This window comes from Ferrovibrio sp., assembly GCF_002796975.1.
Taxonomy (GTDB): domain Bacteria; phylum Pseudomonadota; class Alphaproteobacteria; order Ferrovibrionales; family Ferrovibrionaceae; genus Ferrovibrio.
The window spans coordinates 134,405-148,554 of record NZ_PEKV01000003.1 but is presented as its reverse complement, the minus strand read 5'-3'; the positions used below and the strand labels follow the sequence as shown (position 1 = coordinate 148,554).

At 64.4% G+C, this 14,150-nt stretch carries 14 protein-coding genes and 1 pseudogene; 3 read left to right on the top strand and 12 right to left on the bottom strand.

The genetic code is table 11. The features are described from left to right. Window positions 1-330: pseudogene (locus CTR53_RS02420) on the top strand (rRNA cytosine-C5-methylase); the annotation flags it as partial. A gap of 23 nt (window positions 331-353) precedes the next feature. Here the strand turns inward: CTR53_RS02420 and CTR53_RS02415 are convergent. Then, window positions 354-596 carry a DUF2798 domain-containing protein gene (locus tag CTR53_RS02415; protein ID WP_290809135.1) on the bottom strand — a complete coding sequence of 81 codons (243 nt, stop codon included), beginning with the start codon at window positions 594-596 and terminating at the stop codon, window positions 354-356. Window positions 597-656: 60 nt separating this feature from the next. After that, window positions 657-1,823, bottom strand: a complete 1,167-nt coding sequence (locus tag CTR53_RS02410) for a mandelate racemase/muconate lactonizing enzyme family protein (RefSeq protein ID WP_290809133.1) — start codon at window positions 1,821-1,823, stop codon at window positions 657-659. A gap of 127 nt (window positions 1,824-1,950) precedes the next feature. Between CTR53_RS02410 and CTR53_RS02405 the strand changes: the two genes are divergently transcribed. Continuing rightward, window positions 1,951-2,847: a LysR family transcriptional regulator gene (locus tag CTR53_RS02405; RefSeq protein WP_290809132.1), complete on the top strand. Its 897-nt coding sequence runs from the start codon at window positions 1,951-1,953 to the stop codon at window positions 2,845-2,847. Here CTR53_RS02405 and CTR53_RS02400 read toward each other — a convergent pair. The 7 genes from CTR53_RS02400 to CTR53_RS02370 all read right to left on the bottom strand — a co-directional run bounded on the left by CTR53_RS02400 (window position 2,827) and on the right by CTR53_RS02370 (window position 9,371). Further along, window positions 2,827-3,603 carry a sulfite exporter TauE/SafE family protein gene (locus tag CTR53_RS02400; protein ID WP_290809130.1) on the bottom strand — a complete coding sequence of 259 codons (777 nt, stop codon included), beginning with the start codon at window positions 3,601-3,603 and terminating at the stop codon, window positions 2,827-2,829. The two genes, CTR53_RS02405 and CTR53_RS02400, sit on opposite strands and share 21 nt — an antisense overlap. A 107-nt stretch (window positions 3,604-3,710) precedes the next feature. Then, window positions 3,711-4,547 (bottom strand): N-acetylmuramoyl-L-alanine amidase, encoded by an 837-nt coding sequence (locus tag CTR53_RS02395; RefSeq protein ID WP_290809128.1) that lies wholly within the window; start codon window positions 4,545-4,547, stop codon window positions 3,711-3,713. Between the two features lie 136 nt (window positions 4,548-4,683). Next, complete coding sequence (locus tag CTR53_RS02390) at window positions 4,684-5,658, bottom strand: J domain-containing protein (RefSeq protein WP_290809126.1); 975 nt, start codon at window positions 5,656-5,658, stop codon at window positions 4,684-4,686. Window positions 5,659-5,670: 12 nt separating this feature from the next. Next, window positions 5,671-6,675, bottom strand: coding sequence for a hypothetical protein (locus CTR53_RS02385; protein ID WP_290809124.1), 1,005 nt, complete (start codon window positions 6,673-6,675; stop codon window positions 5,671-5,673). A 23-nt stretch (window positions 6,676-6,698) separates the two neighbouring features. Continuing rightward, on the bottom strand, window positions 6,699-7,214 hold the full coding sequence (locus tag CTR53_RS02380) for an RT0821/Lpp0805 family surface protein (RefSeq protein WP_290809122.1): 516 nt from the start codon (window positions 7,212-7,214) through the stop codon (window positions 6,699-6,701). Window positions 7,215-7,425: 211 nt separating this feature from the next. Then, the gene (locus tag CTR53_RS02375; protein ID WP_290809120.1) at window positions 7,426-8,643 is read right to left on the bottom strand and encodes a glucosaminidase domain-containing protein; all 1,218 of its coding nucleotides are present in this window, start codon (window positions 8,641-8,643) and stop codon (window positions 7,426-7,428) included. 155 nt (window positions 8,644-8,798) lie between these two features. Then, the gene (locus CTR53_RS02370; RefSeq protein WP_290809118.1) at window positions 8,799-9,371 is read right to left on the bottom strand and encodes a NifU family protein; all 573 of its coding nucleotides are present in this window, start codon (window positions 9,369-9,371) and stop codon (window positions 8,799-8,801) included. Between the two features lie 172 nt (window positions 9,372-9,543). Between CTR53_RS02370 and CTR53_RS02365 the strand changes: the two genes are divergently transcribed. Continuing rightward, window positions 9,544-10,842, top strand: a complete 1,299-nt coding sequence (locus tag CTR53_RS02365) for an adenylate/guanylate cyclase domain-containing protein (RefSeq protein ID WP_290809116.1) — start codon at window positions 9,544-9,546, stop codon at window positions 10,840-10,842. A gap of 9 nt (window positions 10,843-10,851) precedes the next feature. On the opposite strand, the gene CTR53_RS02360 is transcribed toward CTR53_RS02365, so the two are convergent. From CTR53_RS02360 to CTR53_RS02350, 3 genes are all read right to left on the bottom strand, one after another. Next, on the bottom strand, window positions 10,852-11,346 hold the full coding sequence (locus CTR53_RS02360) for a universal stress protein (RefSeq protein WP_290809114.1): 495 nt from the start codon (window positions 11,344-11,346) through the stop codon (window positions 10,852-10,854). A 110-nt stretch (window positions 11,347-11,456) separates the two neighbouring features. Next, window positions 11,457-12,422 carry a DUF2333 family protein gene (locus CTR53_RS02355; RefSeq protein WP_290809112.1) on the bottom strand — a complete coding sequence of 322 codons (966 nt, stop codon included), beginning with the start codon at window positions 12,420-12,422 and terminating at the stop codon, window positions 11,457-11,459. A gap of 66 nt (window positions 12,423-12,488) precedes the next feature. Continuing rightward, on the bottom strand, window positions 12,489-14,147 hold the full coding sequence (locus tag CTR53_RS02350; RefSeq protein WP_290809110.1) for an FAD-dependent oxidoreductase: 1,659 nt from the start codon (window positions 14,145-14,147) through the stop codon (window positions 12,489-12,491). Window positions 14,148-14,150 lie beyond the last annotated feature (3 nt).

The following is a 14,150-nucleotide window of genomic DNA, read 5'->3' as shown; positions in this document are numbered from 1 at the left end:
CATCCCGACCTGCCCTATCTGAAGGATGAGACGGATGTGGCAAAGCTGGCCGAGTTGCAGCGCCGGCTGGCGCAGAAAAGCTGGGGCCTGCTGAAAGATGGCGGCCGCATGGTCTATTGCGTCTGTTCGCTGCAGCCCGAGGAAGCCGAATACCAGATCCGCCATCTGCTGGCGCTGCCGGGCGCCGAGGTCGTGCCTGCCGATGCCGGCCAGTTGCATCTGCCGGCCGAAGCCGTGGCGCATGACGGCGCACTGCGCACCCTGCCCTCGATGTGGTCGGGCCGCGGCGGCATGGACGGCTTCTTCGCCGTCTGCTTGCGGAAAAGCTGATTTAACCCCGGATCGGCCCCGGATCAGCCCCTGGGGACTTCCACCACCTGCGCCACGATGCGCCGCACCAGCGGCAGCAGAAACAGCATGGTGGGGAAAGCGATCACCCAGGACAGGCCCCAGGCCTGCAACCATTTCTCGGTCACGCCGTCGACGAAGCCTAATCCGCTGAACGTGGCGACGCCGGAGACAATGAAGGTCATCAGCACCGACAGCAGCAGCGGGATGGCGATAGCATTATAGCGGGCAGGCAGTTTCTGGCGCATCGGCAGTCCGGTGGAAAATGGCGACGGATGTTTAGCCTATCCGCCGCCATTCTGCCAAGCTTAGTCCAGCAGTTCCTTCATCACCTTGTAGAGTTCAGCCTTGGCCTCGAAGCCGACGCCCGGAATCTGCGGCAGGCTGACATAGCTGTCGTTCACCGCAATGCCGTCGGCGAAGCCGCCGAAGGGTTTGAACACATCCGGATAGCTTTCGTTGCCGCCCAGATGCAGGCCCGCCGCGATATTCAGCGACATCTGGTGGCCGCCATGCGGCACCACGCGGCGGCTCGACCAGCCATGTTCCTTCAGCACATCCAGGGTGCGCAGATATTCGACCAGGCCGTAGGACAGCGCGCAATCGAACTGCAGGAAATCGCGCTCCCTGTTCATGCCGCCGAAGCGGATGAGATTGCGCGCATCCTGGTGCGAGAACAAATTCTCGCCGGTCGCCATCGGCTTGTCGTAATGTTTGCCGAGTTCGGCCTGCAGCGCGTAATCCAGCGGATCGCCGACTTCCTCATACCAGTAGAGATTATACGGCCTGATCGCATTGCCATACTCGATGGCGGTCTTGATATCGAAGCGGCCGTTGACGTCGACGCAGAGATTCTGGCCGTCGCCGACGATCTTCAGCACCGCCTCGATACGTTTCAGATCGTCCTTCAGCGGCTCACCGCCGATCTTCATCTTCACGACGCGATAGCCGCGGTCGCGATAGCTTTTCATCTCGTCCTGCAAAGCCGACAGATCTTTGCCCGGATAGTAGTAGCCGCCGGCGGCATAGACCCAGACCTTGTCATCGGCAACACCGTCGCGATAGCGGTCCGCCAGCAGGCGCCACAACGGCACGCCGGCGATCTTCGCCACCGCATCCCACACCGCCATGTCCAGCGTGCCGACCGCGACCGAGCGTTCGCCATGGCCGCCCGGCTTCTCGTTGGTCATCAGCGTTTTCCAGATCGCAAAGGGATCCAGGTTGTTGTTGGCCGTATCGACGAGGCTGTCGGGATTGGCGTCCATCAGGCGCGGCAGGAAGCGCTCGCGCATCAAGGCGCCCTGGCCGTAGCGGCCGTTCGAGTTGAAGCCGAAGCCGACCACAGGCTTGCCGTCGCGTACCTGGTCGGTGATCACCGCCACCACCGAGCAGGTCATCTTGGAGAAATCAATATAGGCATTGGCGATCGGCGAGGCGATCGAGGCGGTTTTCTCGCGAACTTCAACGATACGCATGGGAAAATCGAGGCTCCTTGTCTGCTGGCCGGCATCCTAGACATGGACAGGATGCCTGCGCCAATGCCAGATTCGGAATTGATCATTCCGATCCCGCATTGAGCGCGGGATAAACACTTGGGCGTATATGGAATTCAACTGGCTGGAAGATTTTCTGGCACTGGCCGAGGCCGGCAACTTTTCCCGCGCCGCCGAGGCCCGGCATATGACGCAGCCCGCCTTCAGCCGCCGCATCCGCGCACTGGAGGACTGGGCCGGCGTGATGCTGTTCGACCGCTCGGCCCAGCCGGTGAAGCTGACGGCCGCCGGCGAGCAGTTCATGCCGGCCGTGCGCGACATGCTGCGCCGGCTGGCGCAGGCGCGCGACGAAGCGCGTCAGGCCGAGCAGGCCGAAACCGCCACGCTGATCTTTGCCGCCACGCAGGCGCTGTCGCTCACCTTCTTCCCCGGCTGGCTGCGCGGCCTGGATATCGCCGCAAGACTCGGCGCGATCCGTCTGATGTCTGGCAGCATGCAGGCCGGTGAGGAAGCGCTGCTGCAGGGCCAGAGCCAGTTCCTGCTCTGCCATGGTCACGACGCCGTCGCCAACCGCCTGCCGCCCGACCGCTTTCTCTATCGCCGGCTGGCACAGGATCGCCTGCTGCCGGTCTGCGCCCCCGACGCAAAAGGTCGGCCAAAGCATGCACTCGACGGCGCGAAGCAGCCACTGCCCTATCTCGCCTATGCCGAGGATTCAGGATTGGGCCGTATCGTCACCGCCATGCTGGGCCGGCGCGAAACCAGCCTGCCGCTGCGTGTCAGCTTCATCGCGCCGCAGGGTACTGTTCTCCGCGCCATGGCGCGCGACGGTCGCGGCATCGCCTGGCTGCCTGACAGTCTGATCGATGACGATCTGGCTGCGAAGACGCTGGTGCTGGCCGGCGGTGAGGCCTGGACCATCCCGGTCGATATCAGGCTCTATCGCCAGCGCGAGCGCGGCACGCGTATCGCCGAGGATTTCTGGTCAGCCGTGCAGGAAGCCTGACAGCCCAAATCCTTCCAGGCCATCCCACAGCAGCTTGACTGCCGTGATCACCAGCAGAGTGTAGCAGGCACGATAGAGCTGGCGTTGATCGAGCCGCTCATGCAGTCGCCAGCCGAGCCAGACGCCGAGCGGCGCGACCGGCAAGCACGCGACGATCAGCCACCAGGTTTTCGCCTCCGGCTGGCCGAGATAGAACCACGGCCCGGCCTTCACGGCATTGGCCACCGTGAAGAACAGGCTGGTCGTGCCGGCATAGGCCGCTTTCGACAGCCCGAGCGGCAGCAGATACATCGCCAGCGGCGGCCCGCCGGAATGCGCCACCATGGTCGTTATGCCTGCTGCAAAGCCGGCAGCCAGACCTTTCGCAGGTACGCGCGGTTTCACCTGCACCTCGCCGCCGCTGCGGAACCACAGACCGGCGAACAGCAGCGTGATCAGCGCGATGCTGATTTCGATGAGGTGGCGATTCAGCACCGAGAGCAGCAGCCAGCCGGCGCCGATGCCGAGCACGAGCATGGGCAGCAGCAGTTTCGCATCGGGCTTCGACCAGGTGCCTGGCCGCCAGTACCAGAAGGCGACGATGTCGATGGCGATGAAGATCGGCGCCAGCACCGTGCCCGCCGTGATCGGGTCCATCGCCAGCGACAGCACCGGAATGCCGACGATGGCAAAGCCACCGCCGAAGGCACCGCGCATGAAGGCAATCAGGAAAACGCCGAGAGCTGCGACGAGGAAGGGAAAGAGTTCGGGGAGCATGTTTTTCTTTTTTTCACCCTCGGGCCTGACCCGAGGGTCCCATTTTATGGCTGTCGAAATTGAAATGGGATGCCCGGATCAAGTCCGGGCATGACAGATGATAAAACTCACGCCTCGCGCAGATCCATCGCCACCGGGGCGATCTGGTCGGCGAGGTAACGTGCCAGCACGGCGCGGGATTTCGAATTCCGCAGAATCTTTTCGTCATGCGGGTTGGTCAGGAAACCCGTTTCGATCAGTACGCTGGGCAAAGCCGGCGAGCGCAGCACGGCGAAATTGGCAGCGCGCATCGGATTGTCGAGCAGTTGCACGCGTTCGCCCACACCGGTGACAATGCGGCGCTTGGCGGCCAGCGAGGCATTGTGGCCGTGGCGACGCGCCAGATCGATCAGGATCGCGGCAGTCTGCTTGTCGGTGGCATGCGCATCGAAGCCATAGATGGCATCGACCTGGTTCTCGCGGTCGGCCAGCCGGCGGGCGAAGTCATCGGTCGCCTTCTCGGCCCGGGTATAGGCCGACAACCCACGCGCCGACTTGTTGGGTGCTGCGTCGGCATGGATCGAGATGAAGAGATCGGCATGCCGCTCATGCGCGAAGGCGACGCGGCTGGGCAGCGGGATGTAGCTGTCGCGGTCGCGGGTCAGGAAGACCTTGATATCCGAGCGGCCGGCCAGCGCCTGGCGGATGCTCTGGCAGATCGAGAGCGTGACGTCCTTCTCTTCCGTGCCGGTCACGCCGATGGCGCCCGGATCGCGACCGCCATGGCCGGGATCGAGGATCACGACGGCCGGCGGGCGCGGCGGCATTTTGGACGCCGCCTTCGGCACCGGCTTGCGACCGGGCAGTGGCGGCGTCTTGCGGCTGGCGGCATCGGCCCATGACGGTACCGCGGCACTGCCCAGCAGACCGGCCAAGGAGGAGAGAATGAAGCGACGCGTATACATGACCGAATCGGGAGCCCGTTGCGAATCGGTGGGAATCGCGCGGACGATAGAATCCGCCGGACTCTCCTGTAAAGGAAAGTCCACGGCATAAGCTGCCAAGAGATGGTGAAGGGTTGGTTAAGGCCGTCTTAACCGGTCAATCGACCGTGTATTTGGCGCGCACGTCATACTTGTTCGTTTTCGCCCAGCTCTCGATCAGCTTTTCCAGCGCCGAATTCGGCTTCTCGGGCAGCACCAGCTTCAGCTTCACATACTGGTCGCCGCGCTGGTCCGACGCGCCGCCTTTCAGCGGGAAACCGCGACCTTTCAGCCGCAAAGTGGTGCCCGAGCTGGCGCCCTTGGGCACGCCGACCGCCACCATGCCGTCGATGGTGGGCACCGGAATCTTGGCGCCGAGAATAGCTTCGTCCAGCGTGACCGGCAGTTCGAGGTGCAGGTCGTCGCCCTGGCGGGTGAAGAAGGCATGCGGCTCGACGGTCACCTCGATCAGCGCATCGCCGGCCTCGCCGTTGTTGCGCCCGGCGTCGCCCTGGTGACGCAGGCGGATCTGCTGGCCGTCGCCCAGGCCGGGCGGGATGGTGACATCGAGCTGCTTGCCATCAGGCATGGTGAGGCGGCGCTTGCAGCCGCGCGCGGCATCGAGGAAGCCGATCTTCAGGTTGAAGTGTCGGTCGGCGCCGCGCATTGGGCGATTGGCGTTGCGCGCACCGAAACCAGCGCCCGCACCGCGGCCGCGCCGCATCTGGCCGAAAATCTCGTCGAAGATGTCTTCGCCGGCCGCATTGGGATCGAAGCCGAAACCGCTGAATCCGCCGCCGGCATTGTAGGTGCCGCTGCGCGCGTCGCCGCCCGGGCGGAAGCCACCACCGCCGAAACCGCGCGCACGCGGCTGGCCCGACGCATCGATCTCGCCGCGGTCGAATTTGGCGCGTTTGTCGGCGTCGCCGAGCAGATCGTAGGCCGCCGAGATTTCCTTGAAGCGGTCGGACGCCTTTTCGTTGCCCTGGTTACGGTCGGGATGGAATTCCTTGGCCAGCTTGCGATAGGCCTTGCGCAGGTCTTCGCTGCTGACGCCGCGCGCCACGCCCAGAACCTGATAGGGATCACGCATCCTGCTCAATCCTCAAGGCTTGCTGCCCTCTCCGCCTGACGTGGCAGGTTCAGGCGCAGCAGGCGGTTCGCCTGTCGTCTCCGGTGCCTCAGCCGGCGACGAACTGAAGATATCAGGGATCGACACCCCGCCACCGGAAGAAATCGCCGAATAGAAACGGCTGAGGAAGCCAGGCCGGCTGTCGTCCTGTGCGGGTGCGGTGTCCTGCGACGGCGCGGCCGGCTGTTCGGCCGCGACCGGCGCGGCAGTCGCCGGCTCTGCGGCGACCGGGGCTGCCATCGGGGCTGCAACGGGGGCCTCAATCGGGGCTGTAACCGGGGCCGCAACTGGCGCGGCGGCAGATGCAGGCGGCGTCGGCTCCGGCGTGGGCGCTGGCGTGAGCGCCGTGCCGGCGGTGGTTTCTGTCTTGCTGTCGGCCTCGGCAGCCTGCGACACCGGCTGCGTGGCCGGCTGCGGCGCCGGCACATTCACGCCCGAGACCAGCGGCGGCTCGGTGGTTTTCACCAGCTGCGACAGGCGCTCGATCGCTTCCGGCTGTCCCGCCTTGGCAGCGAGATTGTACCAGCCGAGCGCACGCGCCTCGTTCTTCTCCACGCCGAGACCCAGTTCGTACATCAGGCCGAGATTGTATTGCGCCACCGCCAGATTCTGCACGGCGGCAGCGGCGAACCACTTATGGGCTTCTGCGTAATCGACCGGAATGCCCTCGTCGCCCTGCAGATAGATCGCGGCGAGATTGGCCTGGGCGCGCGAGAAACCCTTCTCGGCTGCCATGCGATACCAGTGGATTGCCTGGTTGATGTCTTTCTCGACGCCCTGGCCCCAGCGATAGAGATGGCCGATGTTTCGCATCGCCGCCACATCGCCGCGATTGGCCAGCGGCAGCCAGGCTTCATAGGCGGCCTTATGATCGCCGGCCTCATAGGCGCGCACACCATCGGCGAAATCCGCTTTCGCAGCCGGTGCCGCAAAGATCATCATCCCGCTGAAGGCAGCGGCGAGTAAAACGCGAGACATCCGCCCGGCTGCGGTCATGCCGATCAACCGTTGACGACTTTCCAGCTGCCATCAGGCTGGCGGCAGGCGGTGCCATAGGCCTGTTCGGTCTTGCCGCCGACGGTGACGCTCTGCTGGAATTCGCGGCAGTAGTCGCCATTGCTGGCGGTGCCCTCGCGCGTCGGCGTCACGGTGCCGGAATTGCCGCTGTCGGGATTGCGCCAGGAAATCGGCTGGCCGATCGGCGCAGTGGTGGCCTTGGTGCTGGCCTTTTCCATCTCCGCCTTGTCAGCCTTGTCGAGCGAGGAGCCTATCTGGTTGCCCAGATAGGCGCCAGCCAGCGCACCGGCCGCGACGCCGACCAGACGGCCAGTGCCCTTGCCGAACTGGGCACCGAGCACGGCGCCGCCGATACCGCCCAGCAGCGTGCCGACATTTTCCTTGTTCATGCCGGACGAGCCGTCGCCATTATTCTGGCAGGCCGAAACCAGCAGGGCGCCGGTCAGGGCCGGGATCAGGACCAGACGGGCGGACAGGTGGGTAAACGGACGGACGAACATCGGGAAAGCCTCATGCAATGCAAAACCGCGCCACGATACCGCGCAATGCGGATCGCCGGGCAGCGTTAACACAGTATATTGGGCGGGTTAACGCCGCCGCAAGACGGCGACCCGGCGATTACCGGGCGCGGCGGCCGGCAAATCCACGAAAAAGCCGGCCCGGAAATCCGGGCCGGCTCGGTATCGGGGACGGCAATGCGATTTTCAGCGGTTACGACTTGCCGAAAAAGTCCAGCGTGGAGAGCAGCGGCGTGGGCTCGTCGGCCAGCCTGGCGCTGTCGAACTGCTCCAGCGCATTCGACTTCATGATCGAACGGATGGTGCGGATATAGTCCTGACCGCGCACCGAGTAGCGATGCAGCGTACCGGCCAGCTGGTAGCTGTCGGCCGGCTGGTTGCGGTCATGCATGGCGGCACGCTTGTCACGGAATTCGCGATAGCTGCCGCGGGAATTCAGGTTGCGCATATAGGCGGCCACCGAATGATCCAGGCTCTTGAAGCGCTGCACTTCATAGGTCTCGCCGTCGGGGCGGTTTTCCGGCACCAGGCCGGCGCCCGGCGTCCAGGTCCACATACCGAAAACGGCGTTGCCCATCAGCGCGAAACGCGAGGTGCCCCAGCCCGATTCTTCCACGGCCTGGGCCAGCGCGAGGCCCGGCGGGATCGCATCGACGCGATTGAGCAGTTCGGCGGTGTCGACATCGTCGACGCCATACTGTTCAGCCAGCCGTTCGAGCCAGGTCTGGTCGCGCGTCGACAGCGCGGCACCGAGCTGGATGCGCTGATGCAGCTGTTCGAGGCGGGTACGATCGGCGACGATACGCTCGTTCTCGCGCAGGATATGCGGCAGCATCACCTTCAGGAAGGCGCGCTTGCGCTTTTCAGTCAGGTTCACATCGGCGATATCGACCGGCAGCGAGGCCAGGAAAATGCGCGGCACTTCCACCTGGCCGGAGGCATTGCGCAGATCGGCGAGATCGAAGCCTTCCTGCTCGAAACGCGCCAGCATCGCATCCACGGTGCGACCGGATTCGGCACGCATCGCCGTGCGATGCGGCGAGAACTGGCGCACTTCGGCAATGCGGCGCGAGGCTTCCGCTGCGCTGATCGCCGGCGCGTCGTCCTTCTTGTCGCGGGCCGCAACGGCGGTATCGGGCGCGGTGGCGCGCGGTTCGACCACGGCGCGCCAATCCAGCTGCGCGATCTGGCGCAGGCGGTCCCAGGCATCATGCACGGATTCACGCACCGAGAGGCTCGGCGCGGCTTGCGCCATCTGCACCTCGGGAACACGCGAAAGCTGGCGGCTCGACAGCCAGCCGACCCCCACTCCGGAAACCAGGCCAACGGCCAGCAACAGGCCGAAACCGGCAAAAATCAGACGTACGTCCGATCCAATGGCAAGCAATCGCCGATCGCGATGTGCTGTCATGGGTCAAACCTCCACAGTTATCAGCGCCAAGCCCGCGATACAGCCGACATATCTTCGTCGTGCTGCACCGGGCGCTGCCCTATGTGCGATCCCCCACTCAGGAAACGCGGTGAACTGTCACTAGTTCCGGGAAACCCCCGAAAACCGGCGACGACTCAAACGGCCCGGACTTCGGACACTTCGGGCACGTAATGCTTCAGCATGTTTTCAATGCCATAGCGCAAGGTTGCCGTCGAACTCGGGCAACCGGAACAGGATCCCTGCATCTGCAGCAGAACCACGCCGCGGTCGAAACCGCGGAAAATAATATCGCCGCCATCCTGGGCCACGGCGGGCCGGACGCGGGTTTCGATCAGTTCCTTGATCTGGGAAACGATCTGGCCGTCGGCCGGATCGAAAGTCTCTTCGGCGCCGGCGGCCACCTCCGCGTCGGCATTCATCACCGGCAGGCCGGACATGAAATGCTCCATGATGCCGCCCAGCAGGGCCGGCTTCAGGACAGTCCAGTCCTGTGCCTCGGCCTTGGTCACAGTCACGAAGTCGGCGCCCAGGAACACGCCCTCGACGCCCGCCACCGCAAACAGGCGGGTGGCCAACGGAGACGCCTTCGCCGACTCGGCATCGGTGAAGTCGACCGAGCCACCCACGAAATCACCGCCCAGCACATCGCGGCCGGGGAGGAATTTCAGGGTCGCCGGGTTCGGCGTGGTTTCGGTCTGAATAAACATGCTCTGGTCTCTAAAGGTGGACTGGAAATTGGTTGGCGGGTCCGCAAATATCAAGGCTAAAGGCTATGGCAAAACCATGGCCGAGACATGAAATTGCGTGGGCAACGCAAGTTTTGGAAGTTTTTGAATCAATGTGGATAAAATTGCAGGTTGTCCCCAGGGCTGTGGAGCGATGAGCGACCCGGCGGAGGCGATTACCCGGCTGCCAAGCTGGCCCGATTCGCGGCTTGTTCTGTCCCGGGCGGCACAGTGGCTGATCGATCACGACGGCAAAGTGATGCCGGTCAGCGATCTGCTGGACGGATTCTGCCGCCAGCTGCTGGAAGAAGGCGTACCGCTGTTCCGGGTGACGACCGGATTGCCCTCCATGCACCCCCTCACCCTGACCCGGGCCTTCATCTGGCAGCGCGACCAGGGGGTGACCATGGCCGAACGGGGCCATGAGGTGATGCAGAGCGACGAATACCTGAAGAGTCCGATCGCCGTGATCCACGAAGGCGCCGCCGCCATCCGCCGCCAGATCGAGCTGCCCGAAACCCCGATGGATTTCGGTATCCTGCCCGAGCTGAAAGACGCCGGGGTGACCGATTACCTGGTGCTGCCGATGCGCTTCACCCAGGGGCCGGGAATGGGGAGCCAGGGCGTGGGGCGGACCTCCGGACAGAATGTCTCCTTCATGAGCTTTGCCACCGACCGCAAGGGCGGCTTCCGGCCCGACGAACTGAACTACCTGATGGAACTGATGCCGCTGATCGCGCTTCGCATGGAGCTGGAAGCCTCCCGCCGCATGAGCCGCGACCTGCTGACCACCTATCTGGGCCAGAGCCCGGCCGAGCGGGTGCTGAACGGCGATATCCGGCGCGGTCGCGGCTATGAGGTGGAGGCCGCCATCTGGCTGTCGGACCTGCGCGGCTTCACCCGCTTTTCGGACCGCAATGAGACGGTGGAAGTGGTGGCAACGCTGGACCGCTATTTCGATGCCATGGCCGGACCGATCCAGGCGCATGGCGGCGAGGTGCTGAAATTCATCGGCGACGGCGTGCTGGCGATCTTTCGCGTCGAGGAAGGTAATACCCTCGAAGCGGCCTGCCGCCGCGCGCTGACTGCCGCCGAAAACGCCTTTGCCGATCTGCATGAACTGAATCAGGGCCGCGCGATTGCCGGCGTGGCGCCGCTGAAGGTCGGGCTGGGCCTGCATGTCGGCAAGGTGGTGTACGGCAATATCGGTTCGCGCGACCGGCTCGATTTCACCGTGATCGGTCGCGCGGTGAACGAAGTGGCGCGGCTGGAAGCGCAGACCAAGGCAGTCGACAAACCGCTGCTGGCCTCGGCCGCTTTTGCCGAAGCGATCAACGGCGACACTGCTGCGCCCTATCGCCTCGATTCGATCGGCTTCCATGCGCTGCGCGGCGTGCGCGAGCCGCAGGAACTGTTCACCCTGCCGACGGAACGGCTGGCGGGATACGAATAAGAACAGCGTTTAGGTCAGGCGATCGATCTGTTCGTCGCTGAGCCCGCCGGGGATCACCGTGATCGGGAATTTCAGTTCGCCAGCCATCTGGCCCGCAAACGCGGTGACCAGCGGACCCGGACCTTCGGCATTCGGCGCCGCCGCCAGCACCAGCATGCGGATATTGGGATCCTCATCGACCAGCTTGAGGATCTCGGTCTTGGCGACGCCTTCGCGGATCACCAGTTCGGGCAACAGGCCGGATTCCTGGTTCACCTGCTCGGCCAGTTTCTGCAGCAGATCCTCAGCCGCTTCATGCGCTTCGGAACGCATCATCTCGGCGACACCAGCCCATTGCTGGAAGTCGACCGGCTCGATCACGCGCAGCATCACCACGCCGCTGCGCACGTTGCGCGCACGCCGCGTGGCATAGCGCACGGCCACGCGCACCTCGTTCGTATCGTCGACGACGACGAGGAACTTGCTGCGCCGCTTGGCTTCGGTTTCCGCTTTGGTTTCGCTCATGCCGTCAAGGTTGCCTCGCCGTGACACGGAACGCAATGGCAGAAAGCTGGGGGTAACCGGGATGCGGGACTTGACGCGACAGGTATGCGGGACCCTGTCGTCTCAATGGTTTATTTCTGCAGGATATTGACGATCTCATAGATCTGGGCGCGCGCGCGTTCGACATAGAAGCCCATCGAAGCCAGATGGTTGGGCAGGATCACGGCGTCGGGCCGCGCATTCGACACCACCCAGGGCTTCAGGCCCGCAGCGGCGGCGAAAGACTCCAGCATCTGGTCCCAGGTGCCGCCGAGTTCGCGGTCGCGCACCAGGTTGGGATAATCCTGCTTCAGTTCGCGCAGCACCAGATAGTAAGCATACATCTGGCCCTTCACGCTGTAGAAGACGTCGTCGCCTTCATAGTCGATCAGCCTGTCGCTGCCTTCGCGGACGCGGCGGTCGATGGCGGCCGAAGCCGAGCCGATGTCGAGCGCAATCCGCTCCAGCGTGGCCTGCAGATTGTCGGCGCGACGCTCGAACACCGCCTGCCCGCCGCTGAGTCGCTGGTTGTAGCTCATCAGCGCCGACCGTGCCTTGCGATACTGGTCTTCCGACTTTGCCGTCGGCAGCAGCGAGGTCGAGAAATCGAAAATCCATTTGGTGCCGGAATATTGCAGCAGGCCGGCAGCCTCCTGCAGGTCGCGGTCGGTCTGGCTGGAGCCGCGCGTGCGGCCGATCTGGTCGACCATCTGGAAGGCGAAGCGGCCTAGCGCATGGATCATGCCGAGCTGGTAGTTCGGCATGTTGTCGAGCATCGAGCCCGGCATGAAGAAGGGATCGTTGGCGACCCAGCCGCTGCGATTGACCTCGCGGTCGATCAGCGCCGCAGCCAGCGCCACCGTGCGGCTGCCGCCGGCAGGGAGGTCGGCCGCCGGGATTTCGTAATCCAGCCGGTCATCCACCTTATGCACGATCAGCATGCCGACCGGGTAATACAGGCCAAAGATCAGCACCATGGCGATGACCGCCACCGGCTGCCAGCGGGCGCGCAGCCAGGCAGTGAAAGCGGAGCGTGAAGCGTCGGTGTCCATGGTCATCGGCCAGAAATGCAAGGGAGAGGAAGCCTTAATGTGGGCGCTGCCCAGGCATCATTCAAGCCGGCATCATTCAAGATGGCCGAGCAGGCGGCGCAATATGTTGCCGGCATGACCTCCGGCGCCACGCCAGGCGACGATATGATCCGGACGGATCAGCACATGGTCGGCTGCATACAGCTCGCGTGCCTGCTCCGAGCGGAGCGACATCTGCGTCAGATCGATGCGCAACTGCCGCGCTGCTGCTGCCATCTCGGCGGCAAAGCCATTCTCCGTACCGAGCTGCAGCAGCGTCCAGCCGAAACCGAAGTGGTCGAACAGCGACGTGTCGTTCTCCAGCCACAGATGCGGCGGCCGGCCACCGGGACAGGCGCTCGGCGTGTAGACATTCGCCGCGTCCTCGGGTGGCGCCGTGCCGTCGCTGAGGATCGCCGGCGAACCGTCGTAGCGTCCGCCGAATGTGACACCCGGAATATTGAACTCACGTCGGGCATGGCCCTCGAGATAGTCGCCGGCCTTTTGTCTCGCTGACGCGCCCGCCGCAGAGTCAGCCTCGATCTCCGGATCGACCAGGAACAAGCCCAGCGAATCGGCAAAGCCGCGTGCATAGCCGGTGTTGCGTAAGGCCAACGGGCGGCGCTCGGCCTCGTAGCTGGTGAGCAAAGCCGGCGCGGCAACACCTTGCAAGACGGCGGCGAGTTTCCAGCCGAGATTGACGGCATCTTCGATGGCGGTGTTGTAGCCAAGGCCGCCGGTCGGCGTGAACAGATGCACGGCATCGCCACCGAGCAGCACGCGACCGCGGCCGAAACTGTCCGCCACCAGCGCATGGCCGGCCGTCCAGCTGCCGCGCGACAGGATCTCGATGTCGATCTCCTTGCCGCAGGCGGCATGGAACATGGCGCGCGCATCAGCCTCGCTGACCGAGGCTTCGTCCTCGCCCGGCCGCAGCTGGGTGTGGAAGGCGAATTCACCCTTGCCGTCCACCGCGGCCATGAAGGCGCGGCGCTGCGGATTGAAGGTCACATTCATCCAGGCCGGCGCCTTGTCAGCCGCTGTATAGAAATCCGGCGCGCGCAGGTAGATCGCATACATGCGCCCACCCATGAAATCGCGCTGCACGCCGGTCTCGCCGCCGTAACGGATGCCGAGTTGCCCGCGCACCAAGCTGCGTGCGCCGTCGGCACCCACGAGATACTGCGCCGTTACGTCCTGCGTGGTGCTATTGGCAACGTTCTCCATCGTGGCAGCGATGCGGTCACCGTGATCGGTGAAATCCTTCAGCCGATGGCCGTAGTGCAGCACCACACTGGAGAGCGCTTCGGCCTTGCGACGCAGAACGGCCTCGACATATTTCTGCGACACGCGATGCGGCAGTTCCGGTGTACTCCAGGACGAGCCGGATTCGCGCGCTTTGCGACTGGCTTCCTGTGCCGGCGGCAGACGGAAGCGGGCCAGCTCGTGTTCCGCGTAGCGGGTGAAATAGGCAATGTCGGTGGGATAATCCAGTGGCAGGCCGAGCGCGCGGATCTCGTCAGCAAAACCGAGACGACGGAAATGCTCCATCGTGCGCGCCTGCGTGGCATTGGCCTGTGGATTGAAGGCCGTGCCGGGCTTTTCATCCACCAGCAGCACGGAAATACCGCGACGGCCGAGTTCGTTGGCCAGCATCAGGCCGCAGGGACCGCCGCCGGCGATCAGCACATCGCAGGTGAGCGGCACAGACATCGG

Bases quoted from the DNA above. Each gene is read 5' to 3' on its own strand.
- CTR53_RS02395 (WP_290809128.1), bottom strand. From the start codon at position 4,547: ATGTATACGCGTCGCTTCATTCTCTCCTCCTTGGCCGGTCTGCTGGGC.
- CTR53_RS02355 (WP_290809112.1), bottom strand. From the start codon at position 12,422: ATGACCATGGACACCGACGCTTCACGCTCCGCTTTCACTGCCTGGCTG.
- CTR53_RS02350 (WP_290809110.1), bottom strand. From the start codon at position 14,147: ATGTCTGTGCCGCTCACCTGCGATGTGCTGATCGCCGGCGGCGGTCCC.
- CTR53_RS02405 (WP_290809132.1), top strand. From the start codon at position 1,951: ATGGAATTCAACTGGCTGGAAGATTTTCTGGCACTGGCCGAGGCCGGC.
- CTR53_RS02385 (WP_290809124.1), bottom strand. From the start codon at position 6,675: ATGTCTCGCGTTTTACTCGCCGCTGCCTTCAGCGGGATGATGATCTTT.
- CTR53_RS02380 (WP_290809122.1), bottom strand. From the start codon at position 7,214: ATGTTCGTCCGTCCGTTTACCCACCTGTCCGCCCGTCTGGTCCTGATC.
- CTR53_RS02375 (WP_290809120.1), bottom strand. From the start codon at position 8,643: ATGACAGCACATCGCGATCGGCGATTGCTTGCCATTGGATCGGACGTA.
- CTR53_RS02370 (WP_290809118.1), bottom strand. From the start codon at position 9,371: ATGTTTATTCAGACCGAAACCACGCCGAACCCGGCGACCCTGAAATTC.
- CTR53_RS02390 (WP_290809126.1), bottom strand. From the start codon at position 5,658: ATGCGTGATCCCTATCAGGTTCTGGGCGTGGCGCGCGGCGTCAGCAGC.
- CTR53_RS02410 (WP_290809133.1), bottom strand. From the start codon at position 1,823: ATGCGTATCGTTGAAGTTCGCGAGAAAACCGCCTCGATCGCCTCGCCG.
- CTR53_RS02400 (WP_290809130.1), bottom strand. From the start codon at position 3,603: ATGCTCCCCGAACTCTTTCCCTTCCTCGTCGCAGCTCTCGGCGTTTTC.
- CTR53_RS02360 (WP_290809114.1), bottom strand. From the start codon at position 11,346: ATGAGCGAAACCAAAGCGGAAACCGAAGCCAAGCGGCGCAGCAAGTTC.
- CTR53_RS02365 (WP_290809116.1), top strand. From the start codon at position 9,544: ATGAGCGACCCGGCGGAGGCGATTACCCGGCTGCCAAGCTGGCCCGAT.
- CTR53_RS02415 (WP_290809135.1), bottom strand. From the start codon at position 596: ATGCGCCAGAAACTGCCTGCCCGCTATAATGCTATCGCCATCCCGCTG.